Below are 19,419 nucleotides of genomic sequence, written 5' to 3'. Positions count from 1 at the left end.
TCGGTGGGGCCGCACGGCCCGATGGAGTGGCTGGCTGTACGTGCTGCCCGCCATGCTCATGTACGCCGTCTTCGTGCTGCGCCCCCTCGCGCTGACGTTCCAGTACTCGCTCTACCAGTGGAACGGTATCGGCGTGGCCCGGTGGGCGGGGCTGGACAACTACCTCACCGTGTTCACCGACAGCGATCTGTTGAAGATCATCTCGAACGCGTTCGTACTGATCATCTTCTTCAGCCTCATCCCGGTCGCGCTCGGCCTGCTGGTCGCCAGCCTGGTCCGACGGATCAGCGCGGGCCCGTTCGGCACCGCCGTGCGTACCATCCTGTTCCTGCCGCAGGTGATCCCACTGGTGGCGGCCGGCATCGCGTGGAGTTGGCTGCTCTCCTCGAACGGCCTGGTCAACCAGGTGCTCGGCGCGGTCGGCCTGGGTGGGCTCGCCCGTGCCTGGCTCGGCGACTTCGACACGGCGCTGCCCGCTGTCGGGGTGATCGGCGCGTGGGTCCTGCTCGGCCTCTGCACGATCCTGATGGTCACCGGTATGAGCAAGATCGACCCGGCGCTCTACGAGGCGGCCCGCATCGACGGCGCCGGACCGGTACGCGAGTTCTTCGCCGTCACCCTGCCCAGCCTGCGACACGAGATCGGGGTGTGCCTCACCGTGACCGTGATCGCGGCCCTGGCCAGCTTCGACATCGTCTACATCTCCACCAGCGGCGGCCCCGGCCTGCAAACCACCGTGCCGGGTCTGGAGATCTACCGGCTCGCGTTCTCCCAGCGTCAGGTCGGGCTCGCCTCGGCGCTGGCCGTCGTGCTCATGCTGCTGGTGCTGGCGTGTGTACTGCCGATCCAGCGGTTGACCCGGGAGGACAAGGGATGAACCTGAGTCGACGCGAGTGGCTGACCGGCCGCGTCTTCCTGATCGCGCTGGTCCTCGTCACACTCCTGCCGTTCGTGAGCATGCTGTCGGCGGCGTTGCAGCCCCGCGGCACCGTACCCACCGGGCTGGCCTGGCCGTCGGATCCGCAGTGGGGAAACTTCGTCGACGCGTTCACCGTCGCGAACATGGCCGCGCTGCTCCGCTCCAGCCTGCTGATCGTGGTCGGGGTCGTACCGATCTCCGTACTGATCGCCACCATGGCCGGCTTCGGGCTCGGCCAGCTGCGGGTGCCCGGCGGCAGGTTCGCCTTCGGCCTCCTGCTGCTCGGTCTGACCCTTCCCTTCGAAGCCGTGATAACCCCGATCTACTACCAGATGCGGGACCTCGGCCTGCTCAACACCCGGTGGGCGATCATCCTGCCGCTCATCGCGCTCTACATGCCGTTCGCGGTGTTCTGGATGCGGGCGCACTTCAGCAACGTGCCGACCGAACTCTCCGAGGCGGCACGGATGGACGGCAGCACCACCTGGCAACTGTTCTGGCGGATCCAGGTGCCGCTCGCGCGGCCGGCGATCGCGTCCCTGACGATCCTGCTGTTCCTGTGGACCTGGAACCAGTTCCTGCTCGCCATCGTGCTCGTCGACGACGCCACCAAACGCACCATGGCCGGCGCCCTCGGCGCGTTCCAGGGCCAGTGGGGCACGGACCTGGTGCTGCTGTGCGCCGGATCGCTGCTCATCCTCACCCCGACCCTCATCGTGTTCCTGATCTTCCAGCGCCAGTTCATCAAGGCACTGCTCCAGGGATCCCTGAAGGGATAGCCGTCGACGACACGTCCGCGGCGGAGCGAGGGGTCGGGCCGGGCGCCTTTGCCCGCCCGAACCGGGATACTCAGGCCGTGCGACGTCTCCGAGCCGCTGCCTGAGCGAAGGTGGGAACACCGTTGAGCGCAACCATGTTCGTCAGCTTGGCCCTCGCGCTGGTCGCGGTGGCGGTCGCGTTCGGGGTCGTGGTCTGCGCGCGACCGGCCGTGCGCCGGTTCCGGGCCCGCTCGGACCGCCGGCGACCACCGCGCTGGCTTGAGCACGAGACGGTGCGGGGTCTGCTCGTCATCGTCGCGGGCGTGGCGACGGCGTTCGCGCTCATCGCGGTCTTCCTGGAGATCCTGGACGGGGTACTCGACAACGACGACCTCACCGTTGTCGATCGTCCGATTGTCGAATGGATAGCCGACCGGCGCGGCGGCGGCGATCACGTCGTCGTGCTCGTCACCGATATCGGCGGCAAGGTCCTGCTCGCCGCCATCCTCAGCACAGTGGCCTGCGCCGTCGCGCTGCGGCTGCGGTCATGGCGGCCCGTCGTACTCGCTGCCGTCGCCGGTGGCGGTGGAGCGCTGCTCGTGGCCGGCATCAAGGCTCTGATCAGCCGTGACCGGCCCGACCCGCTGTACCGGGCCGTGTTCGAGTCCGGGTTCTCGTTCCCGTCCGGGCACGCGGCCAGTGCGCTGGTCATCCTCGGCACGGTGGCCTGGTTGATCTCCATGGTCACGGCGAGCCGGACTCTCCAGGCCACCGCCTGGCTGACCGCCGGCGTCCTCGCCGTCGCGGTGGGCCTGTCACGCGTGTACCTGGGTGTGCACTACCCGAGCGACGTCCTGGCCGGTTGGGCGCTGGGAGCCTGCTGGCTGGTGACGGTGGCGACAGCCGCACGACTGCCCGAGACGGTCATTCTTCCCCTCGCCCGCCTGCAACCCGCCCCGGGACGGGTAGCAGGCGCCGCGCTTCGCCCTGTCGTCGCCTTCACCGTCACCGCCCTCGGCGCTCTGGCGGCGATCTACAGCGCGGTGAGCATCGCGGCGGTTACCTGAGCAGATGTGCTGAGGTGGACGAGCGGCAGCGCACCCACGAGGGGGTGTTACCGCTCGTCGGCTACCAGGCGTTTACCGGCCGAAGGCGCCTCCTTTGACGAGGATGAGCGGGCCGATGCCGATCAGGACTCGCCGGCCAGCGATCGGCCCGACCCCGGCACGTCGTCAGCCCCAGGTGTTGGTGTGCTCGGTGGCCGTCGGCGGGTCGGCGCCATGCCGGGTACACGTGATTGCTGCTGCCTTCACCGCGTAGTCGAGGACATCGCGCAGGACGACGTCGTCCAGGCCATCGAGCCGGGCGCCGCCGAGCAGCCCGCGCGCGTGCAGTCCGGCGATCAGCGCGGACATGAACGAGTCGCCCGCGCCCACGGTGTCGATCACCGTGATGTCCGGCGCGTTGACCTCGACCCGAGCTGTGCGGGTGAGGCCGATCGCGCCGTCGCCACCCCGGGTGATCACGACGCACCTGGTCCGGTCCGCCGCGAGCAACTCGGCCGCGACCTCGTCCGGCGACGATCCGGCCCGGAGGAACGCGCAATCCTCATCGCTGAGCTTGACCAGATCCGACAGTGCGGCCAGCCCTCGTATCGCGGACCAGGTGGTGTCGGAATCCGGGGTGATCGTCGGGCGGGCGTTCGGGTCCAGGGTCACCGTGACCGGATGATCCGCCACCTCGCCGAGGAACGTCCGGATCGCGTCGGCCCCTGGCTCCAGGACGGCCGCGATGGACCCGGTGTGGATGGCGGAGCAGCCACGGTTCATGGTCAGACCAGGCGGCTCCCAGCGAATGTCGAACTCGTACGACGCGACACCATCCCGGTCCAGGACCGCGGTCGCCGTGCTGGTCCGGAACCCAGGGTCCACCGAGCCCGGCGCGAGCTGGACGCCGTTGCCCGAGAGATGTGCGCCGAGTTGGTGACCGTACCGGTCGGTGCCGAACCGGGTGACCAACTCGGTCGGAACGCCGAGCCGGGCGAGGCCGACCGCGACGTTGGCCGGCGAGCCGCCCGGGATCGCCTTGGTGCCGTGCGTCGAGTTGCCGGTGCCGACGATGTCGATCAGCGCCTCGCCGACGACGAGCACGTGCCCTGCCAGCGAACCTGCCGAACGGCTGGCGTGATCACGAAAATGGGTGGTGCCCTCTGTCATGACGGTACGGCGGCCTTCCCGGTTACCCACCAGGGGCGGTCGTTCCACTCGATCGCCGTCGGCGTCGGTCTGATCACTGAACCTTTTTCAACCTCCCCTTGCGGTCTGTCGCAGCGCAAGGTCGGAGGCGGTGTGTGAGCGCCGCGCGGTTCAGGTTGAAAAAGGTTCACTGGTGACTCCCGGGAGAGACAGGTAAAGGTTCGGCGCGCGTCAGACCAGTATCTTGTCCGGGCTGGGCTTGGTGTCGGTCCAGGTGCTGGTCAGGTTCAGCTCGTCCGCACGGTGGCACCCGGACCCCGCCCGATTGCATCAGGACGAGCCGGGCCGGTCGGCCCGCCCTCGACAGAGCAGGACGGGCCGACCGGGCGTTACGCTGACGGCTTCGTCTGGGCCAGCAGCCAGCGCAGGATTCCGCTGTCCTCGTACGTCGGTCCGAACGCCGCGTGGTAGTCCGGCAACGAGAAGGCGTTGTCCTCGTACTCGATGTAGCGCACGAGATCGGCGGTCTGCTCCGGTGTCTTCCCCCGCCCCGCGTACGCCGCCCGCAACGCCGCGGCGGAGTTGCGCGCCCCCGAGACGTTGAGCAGGTGGTCGTGTACGCCGTGCGTGATCCAGAGCGGAATCTCGGCGTTCGCGATCGCGGTCGCCTGCTCCGCGCTGACCGGGAAACCACCGGTGAGCAGTCCGGCGGCGAACAGGTCAGGGCGTTTCGCGAATGCCTCCCACAGCAGCCTGGAGCCGTACGAGACGGTCGACGCGTAGACCCGTCGGGTGTCCACGGCGAAGTCGCGGACGAACTGGTCGAGCAGCTTGACCAGCAGGTCGGCCTCGGCGGCGGCACCGACCCGCTGGTTCTGCGGGGCCAGCACGATCACGTCCTCGCTGCTGCCGGTCCAGCTCGGCCGCAGCCACGCGGTCGCGGGGATGTCGGCCGCGATCTGGACCCCCAGGTTGTCTCCGTCCCAGCCCATGCCGTGACCGGGCAGGACGACCACGAGCGGATATCTCCTGCCGGGCTGGTAGTTCTTCGGCAGGTGGTAGTGGTAGGGCAGCACCATTCCGCCGCTCAGGAACGAGCCGTACGTGAACTCGTCGACGAGGAGGTTGACCGCCTTCTCGGTGACACCGAGAGAGCGGTGCGGCGCGGCTTTGGCGAGTACCGGGCCCTTACCCGACCCGTGCCCCGGTTGGCCGTGGACGTCCTTCCGCTGCACCACCCGGGTCGGGAGCTCGGGATTCACCTTCACGGTGCAGAGAAAGGTCGGGCACTTGGAGACGATGACCGTCCAGCCGCCGGGGTCGGCCGGATCCAGCTCGACGATGACGTACCTGCCCGGCACCGAGCGGCGGTCCGGTCGGGTCGTCGGTGCGCTGTTGGTGTAGGTGTGCGTGACGGTCCGGTCGGCCAGCTTCGGGAGATCCTCGATGGGGTTGAACCGGAAGTTGTAGATCGTGTCCGACACCCCGAACGTCGTCTTGTCCACCGTCCGTGGGTTGACCGTCCCGGCGTACTCGACCGCGACCGCGGACACCTTCTGCCCGTACGTGTAGACCGTGGTGATCGGCGTGACGCTCCGGACACCCGTCTCCGAAGCGCCCTGGTTACCCAGGCTTCCGTAGGCAGTACCAGAAGAGGCGAGCGCCAGCACGGAGACGAGCCCGACGATCACCCCTCTTCGTAGCCTCATCCAGATCCCTTCCTCCCGGAGGCGGCCCGCCCGGTCCGCGCAGCCGGCCGACACACGGCGCCAGCGCTCGGCGGGTTGTCTGGGAGGCGGGTCGCTAAACTGATTTAGCAGGAGGATGCGCGCCACCCGCCGCCGTGTCAAGTGGTAGGGGACGGCATGATCCTCAAACCCGGGGTTCAGTTGGCCACGCTGGGGGCGGGCGGGCGAGCGAGGTTCTGGCGTGCGAGCTCGACCGGGTGGCCAGGGGGAAGGCTTCCCGAGGTTGACGTCCCCGGGCCACCCGGTCGAGCACGGTCACGCCCGAGCCCACCGTTGGTTGGCGGCGGTGTGGCAGGTCCAGACGAGCACGGCGGTGCCGTTGGCCGTGCCGTTGTTGTCGACGTCCAGACAGAGCGAGGGGAACCTGACGTTGCTGATGGTGCCGTTGCCGTTGAAGGTCCACTGCTGGTTGGTTCCGCCGTTACAGTCCCAGATCTGCACCCGGGTACCGGCGGTGGCGTTCGTCGGTATGTCCAGGCACTTGCCGAGCACCCGCAGCGACTGACCGGACTGGGTGAATTGCTGGTTGGCGCTGGTGTGGCAGTCCCAGACCAGCATTCCGGTGCCGTTGGCGGTGTTGTTGTCGTCGAGGTCGAGGCATCGGCCGCTGGACTCGCTACGCAGCCGGAAGGCGGTCGTGGGTGGCGGGGTGGTGCCCCCGCCGCTGACCCGGTAGACGACGGTGCCGTGCGCCGGCACCGACGCGCTGATCGATCCGGAGGTCGTGGAGGTGGCATTGGTCCAGGCATCGCGCAGCGTGAACGAGGTGCCGGACTTGCCGATCGCCGCTGCCGTGGTGGTGACGGTCGTGCTGGTGCTGCCCTGGTTGAACAGGGCCACCGCGACGTCCCCGTTGCCCAGCCGCTTGGCGAGCACCCGCCGGGTACCGTCGTTGGACACCTGTGCCGCCTGTAGGCCCAATGGATCCTGGTTGATCGCGATCAGGTTCTGGGCCTTCAGGATGGTCTGGGTGGCGGCGTCCATGCTGCGAATGTCGTTGCCGGCGACGAGTGGCGCCGCCATGATGGCCCACAGGGCGAAGTGGCTGCGCATCTCGGTGTCGGTCATGCCGCCCCGGCCGACCTCCATCATGTCCGGGTCGTTGAACGCACCGGGTCCGGCGTAGTGGGCCAGCGGCACGTTGACGTCGACGATGTTCTGGATGCCCATGGGGTAGCCGTTGGTCTGGCCGGTGTTCCAGGCGTTGGTGATGTCCTCGGTGGTACGCCAGATGTTGGCGACGTCGCCCCAGTTACGCAGCGGTCCGGTCTTGGCGTGGATGCTGTTCGGGTTGATGCTGTAGAGGATGGGACGGCCGGTGGCGGCGAGGGCGTCGCGCATGACGGCGAACCTCGCCACCTGCTCGTCGATGGTGCCGCTGGGGGAGCACCAGTCGTACTTCAGGTAGTCGACGCCCCAGGCGGCGAACTGGCGGGCGTCCTGGACCTCGTGGCCCTGGGCGCCGGTCGCGCCGGGATAGGCGCCGAAGTACTGGGCGCAGGTGCGGTCCAGCGGCGCCTGGTAGATGCCGAAGAGCAGGCCACGGGAGTGCAGGTAGTCGCCGAGGGCCTTCATACCGCTGGGGAACCGGCTCGGGCTGGCCTGGAGGTTGCCCTGCGCGTCCCGGGTCGAGTTCATCCAGCAGTCGTCGACCACGACGTACTTGTAGCCCAGGTCCCGCATGCCGGAGTTGACGATCGCATCGGCCATCTGCCGGATCAGGGTTTCGTTGATGTTGCAGCCGAAGGTGTTCCAGCTGTTCCAACCCATCGGCGGAGTGCGGGCCACGCCGTTGTTCAACGCCTGTGCCGGACGCGGTGAGAGAACCGCGTCGACCACGGTGGTGCCGGCCGCGACCAGGGCGATGCTCAGCGCGGCCAGCCATCGGATGTGTACGCGCATTGGCTCTCCAATCCTCGCGAAGTGGCAGCGCTGATCCCGGGCCTGCCGGTGGACGTACGCTGCCAGCTCGCGAATGTTCAGTTGTTGCGGACGAGTCGCCAGCGGTTGTCGGCGCTGCCGTTGTCGGAGTCCTGCACGGCCTGCGCCCCCCAGGCGGTGGAGCCGTCGAGGATGCCGAGCAGCTTGCCGCTGTGCACATTGCGGATCTTGTAGGTTCCGTCGCCCTGGTCCAGGAGCGTCCACAGGTGGTCGGCGGTGCCGTTGTCAGACCATTGCAGGACGCGGGCGTTGTCGGCGGTGGACATGTTCTCCACGCCGAGGACCTTGCCGCTGTTGACGTTGCGTAGCTTGACGGCGCTGCCCTCGGTGACCACGACCCAGTTGTGGTCGGCGGTGCCGGTGTCACCCCATTGGACCGCGAGTCCGCCGTCGGCGGTGGACATGTCCTGGATGCCGAGGACCTGGCCGGTGCCGGCGTTGACCAGCCGGTGGCTGGCACCACCGGGGTCGCCGCCGCCGCTGGTGCTCCAGTAGACGGTGTAGTTGTGCCCGTGGGCGTCGTAGAAGGGGCCCAGGTTGACCGTGGCGCCGTTCGCGGCGGCGGTGAAGGCCAGCGAACTGCCACTGGTGCGGGTGACCGACGAGACGGTGAGCGCCGGCAGGGCGCTGAGGGCGGTGTTGCCGTAGTTCCCGGACAGCACGACCGGGCCGTACGTGACCGCGGCGACGTTCGGGTTGTCGTTGGCGGCCTGCGTGACGGCCCGCATGGGCAGCCGGACGGTGATGGTGTCGCCCGCGGACCAGGTGCGGGTGATGGTCGCGTAGCTGCCAGGGGTGGTGGCGATGCTCTGCGCCGTGCCGTTGACGCTGATCGTCGCGCCGGTGGTCCAGGCCGGGATCCGTACCCGGATGCTCCACGAGCCGCTCATCGTGCCGGACAGGGCGAGCGTGGTGGTGTCGCTGACCGGGTAGCTGGTGGTCTGGGTGACGGTGATGCCCCGCTGGGCCCAGGTGAGTACCGACGGCAGGAACAGGTTCACGGTCAGCGTGCTGCCGTTGTAGAAGTAGACGGAGTCCATCAGCGCCGTGTTCACCTCGATGCCCGTGCCCTGGCAGCACCAGAAGGAGTTGTAGTCGGTGCTCCAGGTGCCGCCGCCCCACGCCGGACCCACACCACGCCTGCCGCCAGGGTTGAGTGGGGTGAAGTAGGTGATGTGCCCGTGGCTGTCGGTCGGGTTCTGCGCCCCGACGATGTGGTTGAGCAGGGCTCGCTCGTAGAAGTCGAAGTAGGCGGCCCGGTTCGGGTCCAGCAGCCACAGTTCCCGGGTCAGCTTGAGCATGTTGTAGGTGTTGCAGTGCTCGCAGGTGTCCTGCCGGAGGTAGCCGGCGATGGCGTTCGGCGGGCGGAAGTGCTCGGCCTGGCTGTTGCCGCCGATCGCGTACGTGTGCGCGCCGACGCAGATGCTCCAGGCGTTGCTGGCGATGTCGCGGTACCGCGTGGTGCCGGTGGCCTTGTACTCCCGGGCGGCCCCCACCCACTTCGGCACCTGCGTGTTGGCGTGCAGCCCGTTGAGTTGGTCGGAGTTGGCCGCCAACGGGTTGAACACGGCGGCGTGGTCGAACCGTTGCGCCGCGGTCAGCCAGCGACCGTCGCCGGTCTGCTGGTAGATGTCGGTGAGTACGGCGTTCATGCCGCCGAACTCGGTGCCGAGCATGTTCTGCATCTGGCTGGGAGTCAGCCGGCCGGTGCGCCAGTCGACCCAGCCGGCGAGCGACAGGAGCACGTCGCGGGCCTGGTTGTTGCCGATGAGGCGCCACACGTCGAGCAGGCCCGCCAGGGTCTTGTGGATGACGTAGTACGGCACGTTGCCGTTGCTCAGCGTGCGCGCCTCCAGGGCGTTGAAGTCGGACTCGGGGAAGCCGGAGAGGTATCCGGGGTTGAATCCGGCGGCGGCGTTGTTGGCCTGGCACCTGGCGAGTTCGGCCACCATGGAGTTGGCCTTGTCCCGGCAGGTGGTGTCGCCGAGCACCGCGTACGCCTGCGCCCAGGCGGTCAGGAAGTGCCCCTGCATGTGGGTGCGGAACGGGAACGACGGCGCGTCCCAGCCGCCGTTCGAGGCGGCGCCGTTGGTGGACAACCGGTGGTTGGCCCGGAAGTTGTAGAGCAGCCGGTTGACGTCGACGAAACGCAGGTAGTTCATCGTCCGGTTCTGGTTGTCCAGCCATCGGCTGTTGGTCAGCCGTACCCGGCCGAGCTCGAACGGGTACGCGGAGACGCCGATGTCCGGCCGGACCGGGGGGACTGCGGCTGCCGCGTGGGCGCCGGCGATCGCTGGGCCGACGGCGGTGGCGACGGTGGCGGCGCCGGCGGCCTGCAACAGCCGGCGCCGGCTCAGGTGCGGAAGTGACACGGTGGCTCTCCAGGTTGGCGAGGAGCGGTGTGCTGTGGGGTGCGACGGGTCGAGGCGGCGGGAGCCGGGCCGGACGGCGGAAGCCCCGGCCGCGGGCGGTGGTGACTACGAGGTGACGCGGAAGGTGGCGTCCTGCCGGTCCGTCGCGCTGGAACTGGAGCTGAGCGGGTCGATGCGCAGGACGTATCCGGCGTGCCGCAGGTAACGGTCGGGGACGTTGTACGAGCGGAAGGACGACCACGAGCTGTCGGCCAGGCCCGCGGTGCGGTAGAAGGTGGCGTCGGCGCGGAAGGTCGAGCTGTTGTCGTTCGGGTCGATCCGCGCCACGTAGCCGCTGTGCCGGATGTACTGGCCGGGGCGGTTCACCGACTCGAAGGAGACCCCGGCCGAGTCGGCGAGGCCGGGCACCATCCGCCACATCTGGTCCTGGTACGGCTCGAACGGGTACGGGTCGATCCGGACCGCGTTGTTGGAATGCCGGACGAAGTAGTCGGGGAAGTTGGAGGACTTGAGCCGGACCCAGTTCGGCGTACCCCAGCGGTTGACCGCGGCGTTGTACTCGGCGTCGGTGATTCCGGTGATCGAGCCGTGCTTGGAGTTGAGCGGCGGGGTGTAGTCGCGCTGGTTCATCACGGACCACGAGTTGCCGCCGACGTTGCCGGTGGACCACAGGTACATGTCGTTGTTGACCGGGGAGAACGAGTCACCCCACAGCCACCAGGCGCCGCCGTCGTTGCGCGGCACCAGGTGCGCTCCCTCGATGGCGTTGCCCTGCCGCAGCCCACTGGTGTAGGTGGTGAAGCTGTTCGGCGCGCCGGTGCTGGACCGTGCCCCGTACAGGTTCCCGTTCGAGAGGTTCTTGTAGAACATGTACGTGACGCCGCCGCTGACCCGGATGTCCGCGTCGAGAATGGGGAATCCCGGGCTGAAGTAGGTCTGCGGCCCACTGGCGGTGCGGAAGTCCGAGGTGTAGTTCACCAGGAACAGGTCCGTGCTGGTGTTGGCCGAGTAGACGATGGCGTACTGGCCGCGCCCGGCGTCCCAGAAGACCGTCGGCGCCCAGGTGTGGACGTTGGTGTAGGTGTGCATGCGGATCCGCCGGTACCCGGTGAAGCTCGTCAGGTCCGTCGAGTCGTACACGTGTAGGTACTGGCTGTTGCGGCCGAAGTTGGTGCCGTACAGGTCGGTCGCGACCACCACGAAGGTGCCGTCCTGCTTGCGGAAGATGTAGGGGTCGCGCAGGCCCAGGTCACCGGCGGTCGGGGTGACGAGCGGATTGTTCTGGTTCAGCGGTGTCCAGGTGAGCCCGTCCCGGCTCACCGCGACGTGCAGGCCGTAGTTGGCACCGCTCTGGTTGGGCGACTCGGTGAAGTAGGTCATGACGTAGGCGGTGTATGTCGCGGCCAGCGCGGCTCCCGGGCTGGCGGCCAGACCGGTCGCGGTGAGCGCGGAGGAGGCGAGGGCCCCCAGGGTGAACTGTCGTCGGGTTATCGCCACGATGTTGACCTTTCTGACCGCCGGGCCTGCGGTCGAGCTTGGGACGGCAGTGAGGGGGAAGCTTTCTCGTTGCCCGAACCTGTCGCCGCGGGCGGGCATCCGGCCGAGCGGGTCTCGGGGACTTCCGGAGCCCACGGAAGCGCTGTGGCGCTGTCCGGGCGGCCGGCGACCCGGCTGTGCCGTCTGGACCGCTCGGGCCGAGGTCGTTACCTGACGGGTAGGGGACGGTACGTCAGTGATGCCATAAGCGAGCGTCGATGTGAGCGGTAACATACACCCGCCGATAACGCGTCCGCAAGCCTGCCATTGCCGCCCCGATACCCGGCCGAGATCCGGGCGACACAGGTTCAAGTGCGACGACGCCCCGCCTGGCGGCCGTATCTGCTGCCCGAAGCGGGTGGCGGGGACCTGTTGCCAGGCGGCCCGGGGGTGCGGACTGGTGGAACGGGGGAAGAAAGCGGTTGCCCGGCTGTATCGATTTTGCGGCGCCGCCACAACTTGACGACGGGCATGTTATCGCTCACAGTCGATGGGCGAGGGCGACGTGAAGATGGCTCACCGGGCGAGCCGCCTCGTCGTACCTCCGCTCCAGGCGTGCGTCAGGGCATGCGGACGCCCTGTGAGCGTTCTAGATCAGCCGGTGAGGGTGGGTCGCACCTCGTGCGTCGCCGTGCACCTGCCGGCGGGGCGGCTAGCCCGAGTATCGCCAGTTGGAGGAGAACCATGGGTATTTTTGGCGGATCTTCTTTGCCCGCACCGGCACGGCTGAGGTGGTTGCCGCGGGCTGTCGCCGGGGCAGTGGCGGCGGTGCTGGTGGGCGGTGGTGCCGTGGCGGTGGGCTCGGTGCCGGCCGCCGCGGCGACAGTGGATACCAGTGCCTGGTACGTGTTGGTGAACCGGAACAGCGGCAAGGCGCTGGATGTGTACAACTCGGCCACCAACGACGGTGCGCGGATCACCCAGTGGACGCGGAACGACGGTAACCAGCAGCAGTGGCAGTTCGTGGACTCCGGCGGTGGCTACTACCGGCTGAAGTCGCGGCATTCCGGCAAGGTGCTGGACGTCTACAACTTCTCGACCGCGAACGGTGCCGCCGTCGTGCAGTGGGCGGACGGCAACGGGACGAACCAGCAGTTCCGGTTGGTCGACTCCGACGGCGGCTACGTCCGGTTGGTCAACCGGAACAGCAACAAGGTGATGGAGGTGCAGAACGCCTCGACCGCCGACGGCGGGAACGTCGTGCAGTACGACGACTGGAACGGTGCCAACCAGCAGTGGCAGCTCGTCCGGGTGGGCGGCGGCGGCAACCCCAGCACACCGCCGCCCGGCGGCTCGTACACGAACCCGGTGGTGTGGCAGGACTTCGCCGATGTCGAGGTCATCCGGGTGAACGACGTCTACTACATGACGGCCTCGACCATGCACTACTCGCCAGGTGCGCCGATCCTGCGGTCGTACGACCTGGTGAACTGGGAGTTCGCCGGGCACTCGGTGCCGAGCCTGGCCGAGTTCGAGAACAACGCCTACAGCCTGACCGGCGGACGGGCGTACGTGCGGGGCATCTGGGCCTCCACCCTCGGCCACCGGCGCAGCAACAACACCTTCTACTGGGTCGGCTGCACCGAGTTCAACCGCAGCTACGTCTACACCGCCAGCGCGGCGGAGGGACCGTGGACGAAGCGCTCACGGATCAACAACTGCTACTACGACGCCGGCCTGCTCGTCGACGACAACGACACCATGTACGTCGCGTACGGCAACGGCACCATCAGTGTCGCGCAGCTCTCCGCCGACGGCCTGTCCCAGGTCCGCGCGCAGCAGGTGTTCCAGACCCCGTCGAGCGTGGGAACCCTGGAGGGGGCCCGCTTCTACAAGCGCAACGGCAGCTACTACATCTGGCTCACCCGCCCGGCCAACGGCCAGTACGTGCTGAAGGCGAACAACCCGTGGGGCCCGTACGAGATGCGCCAGGTGCTGCTCAACATGCCCGGCCCGATCTCCGGCGGCGGGGTACCCCACCAGGGCGGCCTCGTCCAGACCCAGAACGGCGCCTGGTACTACATGAGCTTCGTCGACGCCTATCCGGGCGGCCGGGTCCCCGCGCTCGCCCCGATCACCTGGAGCGGCGACGGTTGGCCCAGCATCCAGACCGTCAACGGCGGCTGGGGCGTCAACTATCCCAATCCGCTGCCCATCCGGCCGGTCAAGCCCCTCACCGGCTCCGACACGTTCGCCGGCACGGCGCTGGGTCCGCAGTACGAGTGGAACCACGTCCCGGACAACGCCCGCTGGTCGGTCAACAACGGCCTGCGGCTACAGACCGCCACCGTCACGAACGATCTCTACAACGCCCGCAACACCCTGACCCACCGCATCCAGGGGCCGTCGTCGACCGCCACCATCGAGCTGGACTACTCCACCATGCGCGACGGTGACCGGACCGGCCTGGCCATGCTCCGCGACCAGTCCGCCTGGATCGGCGTCAAACGCGACAACGGCGCCGCCCGGGTCGTGATGACCGACGGCCTCACCATGGACAGCAACTGGAACACCACCGGCACCGGCACCGAGCGCGCCTCCGCCACCGTCTCCGGCGGCCGGCTCTGGCTGCGCGTCAACGCCGACATCCGGCCCGGCAGCGGCCGACAGGCCCGCTTCTCCTACAGCACCGACGGCACCACCTTCACCAGCCTCGGGCCGGCCTTCACCCTCAACAACGCCTGGCAGTTCTTCATGGGCTACCGCTTCGGCATCTTCAACCACGCCACCCAGGCACTCGGCGGCGCCGTCACCGTACGCCGCTTCGACCTCACCACCCCATGAGCGTTACCGCGCGTGAGTCCGGGCACTCACCCACACCATAGGAAACCGACACCGAGAAGGCAGCGACATGAGTAGGAAGCGAACACTGCAACTGATGGCGACCATCACCGCCGCCGGCGCACTCGTGGCCGGCATGACGGTGGCGCTGGCGCCGCCCGCCAGCGCGGGTACCACGCTGGGCGGCGCGGCGGCGGAGAAGGGCCGCTACTTCGGTACGGCGACCGATCCCCACATGTTCAGCAACTCCGCGTACATGACCGTGCTGAACCGTGAGTTCAACCAGCTCACGAACGAGAACGGCATGAAATGGGACGCGACCGAGCCGCAGCGGAACCAGTTCAACTGGGCCCGCGGCGACCAACTGGTGGCGCACGCGCAGGCACGTGGCATGAGAGTGCGCGGGCACGCGCTCCTCTGGCACGCGCAGCAGCCCGGGTGGGCGCAGAACCTCTCCGGTAGCGACCTGCGCAGCGCCGCGATCAACCACGTCACCCAGGTCGCGTCGCACTGGCGCGGCAAGATCTACGCCTGGGACGTGGTGAACGAGGCGTTCGCCGACGGCGGCAGCGGTGGCCGGCGCGACTCGAACCTGCAACGCACCGGCAACGACTGGATCGAGGCCGCGTTCCGGGCCGCGGACGCCGCCGACCCGGGCGCCAAGCTCTGCTACAACGACTACAACACCGACGGGATCAACGCGAAGTCGACCGGCATCTACAACATGGTGCGCGACTTCAGGGCCCGGGGCGTACCGATCGACTGCGTCGGATTCCAGTCGCACCTGGGCACCTCAGTCCCCGGCGACTACCAGGCCAACCTGCAACGCTTCGCCGACCTGGGCGTCGAGGTGCAGATCACCGAGCTGGACGTCCAGCAGGGCTCCAACCAGGCCAACATCTTCCGTACGGTGACCCGCGCCTGCATGGCGATCTCGCGCTGCACGGGTATCACGGTCTGGGGCGTGCGGGACTGCGATTCGTGGCGTACCGGCCAGAACCCGTTGCTCTTCGACTGCAACGGCAACAAGAAGCCGGCGTACGACGCGGTTCTCGCCGAGCTGAACGCCGGCGGTGGCACCCCGCCGGCCACCACGCCTCCGGGCAACCCGACCACGCCACCGGCCGGTGGTGCGGGCTGCACCGCGTCGGTGACGCTGAACCAGTGGACCGGCGGGTTCGTCGCCAATCTGCGGGTCACCGCCGGATCGGCCGGTACCCGGGGCTGGACGGTGGCGGTGACGCTACCCGGTGGGGCCAGTGTCACCAGCACCTGGAGTGCCACGGCCAGTGGCAGTACCGGCACGGTGCGGTTCAGCAATGTCAGCTACAACGGACAGCTCGCGCCTGGTCAGGCGACCGAGTTCGGCTTCCAGGGCAATGGGAGCGGATCCGGCATGACTCCGAGTTGCACCGCGACCTGATCCACCGCCGGCCCGGCCCGGGATTCACCCGGGCCGGGCCGGCCCGCCCTGCACCGACGGCTCGGATCCGGCGCCTCGTCCCGGCCAGGAACGGCAACGATCCGTGGGCCGGGCATCCGTGGGGCTGGAACCTCCACCGTCGATTCCGACAAGGAAGTGCCGATGAGAACGAGAAGCTCCCTGCTGGCGGCCGGGCTGGCGACGGCCGTGGCCGCGGTGACCACCGTGCTGATGGTCGCCGCACCGGCGCAGGCCGCCACCTTGACCCAGGTCACCAACTTCGGTGCCAATCCGACCAACCTACAGATGCACCTCTACGTGCCGGACCGGGTGGCGGCCCGGCCGGCGCTACTCCTCGCCCTGCACTACTGCACGGGCAGCGGACCGGCGCTGCACACCGGCTTCCCGCTCAGCTCCCTGGCCGACCGCTACGGCTACATCGTGATCTACCCGTCGGTGACCCGCAGCAGCAAGTGCTGGGACGTCTCGTCCCCGCAGGCCCTGCGGCGGGACGGCGGCAGTGATCCGATCGGCCTCAAATCCATGGTCGACTACGTGCGACAGCGCTACCCCGTCGACGCGAGCAGGATCGTCGCCGCCGGCTTCTCCTCCGGCGCCATGATGACCAACGTGATGCTCGGCCTCTATCCGGACGTGTTCAGCGCCGGGGTGAGTTCCTCCGGCGTTCCGTTCGGCTGTTTCGCCACCACCAACGGCTCGGAGTGGAACAGCGAATGCTCCGGTGGGCGGATCACCAGGACCCCGCAGCAGTGGGGCGACCTGGTCCGCAACGCCTACCCCGGCTACCCCGGGCGACGCCCTCGGATCCAGATCTGGCACGGCACCACGGACACCACGCTGAGCTACGTCAACTTCGGCGAGCAGATCAAGCAGTGGACCAACCTGCACGGAGTGTCCCAGACCCCCAGCTATACCGACTACCCGCAGTCCAGCGCCACCCGTACCCGCTACGGCGGCACCGGTGGCACGGCGCCGGTCGAGGCGATCAGTTTCCAGGGGTACGGCCATTCCATCCCCTTCGACGGGGCCCAGGCTGTCCGCTTCCTCGGCCTCGACGGCGCCACGGGTCCGACGACGCCGCCCGCCACCACCCCGCCGGGGAACCCGACCACCCCGCCGGCCACCACCTCGCCGCCGGCCCCCGGTGGTTGTTCGGCCACCGCCTCGGTCCAGTCCTGGACCGGTGGGTTCGTCACCACGGTACGCGTCACCGCCGGCTCCGGCGGCACCGACGGCTGGACGGTCAGCCTGACTCTGCCGGGTGGCGCGTCGGTGACGAACACCTGGAACGCCACCGCCAGCGGCAGCACCGGCACCATCCGGTTCGGCAACGTCGGCTACAACGGACAGCTTGCTCCTGGCCAGGCGACCGAGTTCGGCTTCCAGGGCAACGGGAGCGGGGTCGGCAGCGCCCCGACCTGTAGGGCGGGCTGAACCCGTACCGCGATCGACCTGCGGGTCGTCCGAGGCCGGACCGTGGGCCGCCCCACCAGGGGCTGGCCCACGGCGGGCGGCATCGCCCACCACCGGGGCAGCCATCGACGTCTGCCCCGCCCGGCGATGCCCGCCCGAGCCACCCGGTCCCGGACGGCCGGCACGGTGTTCTGGTGCCGCCGAGGTAGGCGCTCGCGTTTTACGGCGCCATGTCCTTGATCTCGACGATGACCGCGCCGCTGGGGACGGTGTCGCCGACGGCGGTGGCGATGCCTGTGATGGTGCCGGCCTTGTGGGCGTTGATGGGCTGTTCCATCTTCATGGCTTCCAGGACCGCGACCAGCTCGCCGGCCTCGACGGCTTGACCTTCCTCAACTGAGATCTTGACGATGGTGCCCTGCATGGGTGCGGTGAGTACGTCGCCGGACACCGCCGCGCCCCGCTTGCTGCCGTTGGCGCGCGTGGACGGCTTCTTCCTCGCCGGGCTGCCATCGAAGCTCATCCCGCCCGGTAGTACGACCTCGAGCCGCTTGCCGTCGACCTCGACGACGACGGTCTGCCGCTCGCCCTCGTTCTCGTCCGTCCCGGCGACCGGGCCGGGGTGGGGCTCGACGGTGTTCTCCCACTCGGTCTCGATCCACCGCGTGTGCACGGAGAACGCCTCGTTCGGGTCGGCCGGGGCGAACGCCTCGTCGTCGACCACGGCGCGGTGGAACGGGATCACCGTGGGCATGCCGTCGACGACGAATTCAGCCAGCGCACGCCGGGAGCGCTCCAGGGCCTGGCTGCGGTTGCGGCCGGTGACGATCAGCTTGGCCAGCATCGAGTCGAAGGCGCCGCCGACGACGTCGCCGGCTTCGACACCGCTGTCGAGCCGCACACCCGGTCCGGTCGGCGCGCGGAACCGGGTGATGACGCCCGGTGCGGGCAGGAAGCCCCGGCCGGCGTCCTCGCCGTTGATCCGGAACTCGATGGAGTGCCGCGTCGGGGCGGGGTCGTCGTAGCCGAGCGACTCGCCGTTGGCGATGCGGAACTGCTCGCGTACGAGGTCGATGCCGGTGACCTCCTCGGTGACCGGGTGTTCGACCTGGAGGCGGGTGTTGACCTCGAGGAACGAGATGGCGCCGTCCTGTCCGACGAGAAACTCGCACGTGCCGGCCCCGCGGTAGCCGGCTTCTTTCAGGATGGCCTTGGACGCGCGGACCAGTTCGGCGTTCTGCTCGTCGGTCAGGAACGGGGCGGGTGCCTCCTCGACAAGCTTCTGGTGGCGGCGCTGCAACGTGCAGTCGCGGGTGGAGACGACCACGACGTTGCCGTGGATGTCGGCAAGGCACTGGGTTTCGACGTGGCGGGGCTTGTCCAGGTATCGCTCGACGAAGCACTCCCCGCGCCCGAACGCCGCCACGGCCTCGCGGCTGGCGGACTCGAAGAGTTCCGGGATCTCCGCCAGGGCGCGCGCGACCTTCAGGCCGCGCCCACCCCCGCCGTAGGCGGCCTTGATGGCCACGGGCAGGCCGTGTTCCTTGGCGAAGGCGACGACCTCCTCGGCGTCGGCGACCGGGTCGGGCGTGCCGGGTACGAGTGGGGCGTTGGCCCGGGCCGCGATGTGCCGAGCCTTGATCTTGTCGCCCAGCGCGTCGATGGCTTCGGGGGAGGGGCCGATCCAGGTGAGGCCGGCGTCGATGACCGCCTGGGCGAACGAGGCGTTCTCCGCGAGGAAGCCGTAGCCGGGGTGGACCGCGTCCGCGCCCGACTTGCGGGCGACCTCGAGCAACCTCTGCTGGACGAGGTAGGAACCGGCAGGAGTGGTCCCTCCGATGGCGTACGCCTCGTCCGCGACCTTGACGTGCAACGCGTCCCGGTCCGGATCGGCATAGACGGCAACCGACCCGATGCCGCTGTCTCTGCATGCCCGAGCGATACGGACGGCGATCTCGCCACGGTTTGCGATCAACACTTTCTTCAGCATGGTGGGCTCCATGGCTAGTCAGGGCAGAGGCTGAGTCGACCGACGGTTTCGACGATTTCGGGGATGGTGCTCCGAGGGCTCACCCTGGTCAGCGGGGCAGGGCCGACCTGCGCCAGGCATCGGGCCCGGGTGCTGACGGTTGGCGCGCAGGGCGGCCACGTTCGCCCCATACCGAGGTACGGCCGAGGGCAGGGCCGCACGTCCTTGCGGTGCCTGCGAGTACGACCATGACAGCGGCGAGCTGCTCGGGGGTGGCGTTGCCGTGTACGAGGACCTTCGGCCAGGCAGGCACGTCCTCCCACTGCCGATCGGCGCCGTTCAT

General features: G+C 68.9%; 13 protein-coding genes. 6 read left to right on the top strand and 7 right to left on the bottom strand.

Translation table 11 applies throughout. The features are described from left to right. Positions 1 to 52: 52 nt before the first annotated feature. The 3 genes from Pma05_RS00065 (at position 53) to Pma05_RS00055 (ending at position 2,744) form a co-directional block, all read left to right on the top strand. Positions 53 to 877, top strand: a complete 825-nt coding sequence (locus tag Pma05_RS00065; protein WP_239311412.1) for a carbohydrate ABC transporter permease — start codon at positions 53 to 55, stop codon at positions 875 to 877. Continuing rightward, complete coding sequence (locus tag Pma05_RS00060) at positions 874 to 1,698, top strand: carbohydrate ABC transporter permease (protein ID WP_203855132.1); 825 nt, start codon at positions 874 to 876, stop codon at positions 1,696 to 1,698. Before Pma05_RS00065 ends, Pma05_RS00060 begins: the two co-directional genes overlap by 4 nt. Before the next feature lie 122 nt (positions 1,699 to 1,820). Next, positions 1,821 to 2,744, top strand: coding sequence for a phosphatase PAP2 family protein (locus Pma05_RS00055; protein ID WP_203855131.1), 924 nt, complete (start codon positions 1,821 to 1,823; stop codon positions 2,742 to 2,744). A 165-nt stretch (positions 2,745 to 2,909) separates the two neighbouring features. On the opposite strand, the gene Pma05_RS00050 is transcribed toward Pma05_RS00055, so the two are convergent. The 5 genes from Pma05_RS00050 to Pma05_RS00030 all read right to left on the bottom strand — a co-directional run bounded on the left by Pma05_RS00050 (position 2,910) and on the right by Pma05_RS00030 (position 11,430). After that, on the bottom strand, positions 2,910 to 3,893 hold the full coding sequence (locus Pma05_RS00050; RefSeq protein ID WP_203855130.1) for a carbohydrate kinase family protein: 984 nt from the start codon (positions 3,891 to 3,893) through the stop codon (positions 2,910 to 2,912). Positions 3,894 to 4,261: 368 nt separating this feature from the next. Then, entirely contained in the window at positions 4,262 to 5,581 is a 1,320-nt protein-coding gene (locus Pma05_RS00045) for a hypothetical protein (protein ID WP_203855129.1), read from the bottom strand. 294 nt (positions 5,582 to 5,875) lie between these two features. Then, positions 5,876 to 7,522, bottom strand: coding sequence for a glycoside hydrolase family 27 protein (locus Pma05_RS00040; RefSeq protein ID WP_203855128.1), 1,647 nt, complete (start codon positions 7,520 to 7,522; stop codon positions 5,876 to 5,878). Positions 7,523 to 7,599: 77 nt separating this feature from the next. After that, on the bottom strand, positions 7,600 to 9,933 hold the full coding sequence (locus tag Pma05_RS00035; RefSeq protein ID WP_203855127.1) for a beta-L-arabinofuranosidase domain-containing protein: 2,334 nt from the start codon (positions 9,931 to 9,933) through the stop codon (positions 7,600 to 7,602). A 105-nt stretch (positions 9,934 to 10,038) separates the two neighbouring features. After that, on the bottom strand, positions 10,039 to 11,430 hold the full coding sequence (locus Pma05_RS00030) for a glycoside hydrolase family 43 protein (protein ID WP_203855126.1): 1,392 nt from the start codon (positions 11,428 to 11,430) through the stop codon (positions 10,039 to 10,041). Between the two features lie 774 nt (positions 11,431 to 12,204). Between Pma05_RS00030 and Pma05_RS00025 the strand changes: the two genes are divergently transcribed. The 3 genes from Pma05_RS00025 (at position 12,205) to Pma05_RS00015 (ending at position 17,128) form a co-directional block, all read left to right on the top strand. Next, on the top strand, positions 12,205 to 14,253 hold the full coding sequence (locus Pma05_RS00025; protein ID WP_239311410.1) for a family 43 glycosylhydrolase: 2,049 nt from the start codon (positions 12,205 to 12,207) through the stop codon (positions 14,251 to 14,253). Positions 14,254 to 14,320: 67 nt separating this feature from the next. Then, positions 14,321 to 15,673 (top strand): glycoside hydrolase family 10 protein, encoded by a 1,353-nt coding sequence (locus Pma05_RS00020; RefSeq protein ID WP_203855124.1) that lies wholly within the window; start codon positions 14,321 to 14,323, stop codon positions 15,671 to 15,673. A 162-nt stretch (positions 15,674 to 15,835) separates the two neighbouring features. Then, positions 15,836 to 17,128 carry an extracellular catalytic domain type 1 short-chain-length polyhydroxyalkanoate depolymerase gene (locus Pma05_RS00015; RefSeq protein ID WP_203855123.1) on the top strand — a complete coding sequence of 431 codons (1,293 nt, stop codon included), beginning with the start codon at positions 15,836 to 15,838 and terminating at the stop codon, positions 17,126 to 17,128. Positions 17,129 to 17,327: 199 nt separating this feature from the next. Here the strand turns inward: Pma05_RS00015 and Pma05_RS00010 are convergent, their stop codons facing one another. Further along, positions 17,328 to 19,094, bottom strand: coding sequence for an ATP-binding protein (locus Pma05_RS00010; RefSeq protein WP_203855223.1), 1,767 nt, complete (start codon positions 19,092 to 19,094; stop codon positions 17,328 to 17,330). Between the two features lie 91 nt (positions 19,095 to 19,185). Next, positions 19,186 to 19,419, bottom strand: coding sequence for an acyl-CoA carboxylase subunit epsilon (locus Pma05_RS43870; RefSeq protein ID WP_203855122.1), 234 nt, complete (start codon positions 19,417 to 19,419; stop codon positions 19,186 to 19,188).

Origin of the sequence: Plantactinospora mayteni (assembly GCF_016862935.1) — a bacterium.
GTDB lineage: Bacteria > Actinomycetota > Actinomycetes > Mycobacteriales > Micromonosporaceae > Plantactinospora > Plantactinospora mayteni.
Note: the sequence above shows the minus strand (reverse complement) of the source record. Positions and strands in the feature narration are given on the sequence as shown.

Excerpts from the sequence above, each read along its gene's own strand:
- Pma05_RS00065 (WP_239311412.1), top strand. The coding sequence starts at position 53 with ATGCTCATGTACGCCGTCTTCGTGCTGCGCCCCCTCGCGCTGACGTTC.
- Pma05_RS00060 (WP_203855132.1), top strand. The coding sequence starts at position 874 with ATGAACCTGAGTCGACGCGAGTGGCTGACCGGCCGCGTCTTCCTGATC.
- Pma05_RS00050 (WP_203855130.1), bottom strand. The coding sequence starts at position 3,893 with ATGACAGAGGGCACCACCCATTTTCGTGATCACGCCAGCCGTTCGGCA.
- Pma05_RS00045 (WP_203855129.1), bottom strand. The coding sequence starts at position 5,581 with ATGAGGCTACGAAGAGGGGTGATCGTCGGGCTCGTCTCCGTGCTGGCG.
- Pma05_RS00040 (WP_203855128.1), bottom strand. The coding sequence starts at position 7,522 with ATGCGCGTACACATCCGATGGCTGGCCGCGCTGAGCATCGCCCTGGTC.
- Pma05_RS00020 (WP_203855124.1), top strand. The coding sequence starts at position 14,321 with ATGAGTAGGAAGCGAACACTGCAACTGATGGCGACCATCACCGCCGCC.
- Pma05_RS00015 (WP_203855123.1), top strand. The coding sequence starts at position 15,836 with ATGAGAACGAGAAGCTCCCTGCTGGCGGCCGGGCTGGCGACGGCCGTG.
- Pma05_RS43870 (WP_203855122.1), bottom strand. The coding sequence starts at position 19,419 with ATGAACGGCGCCGATCGGCAGTGGGAGGACGTGCCTGCCTGGCCGAAG.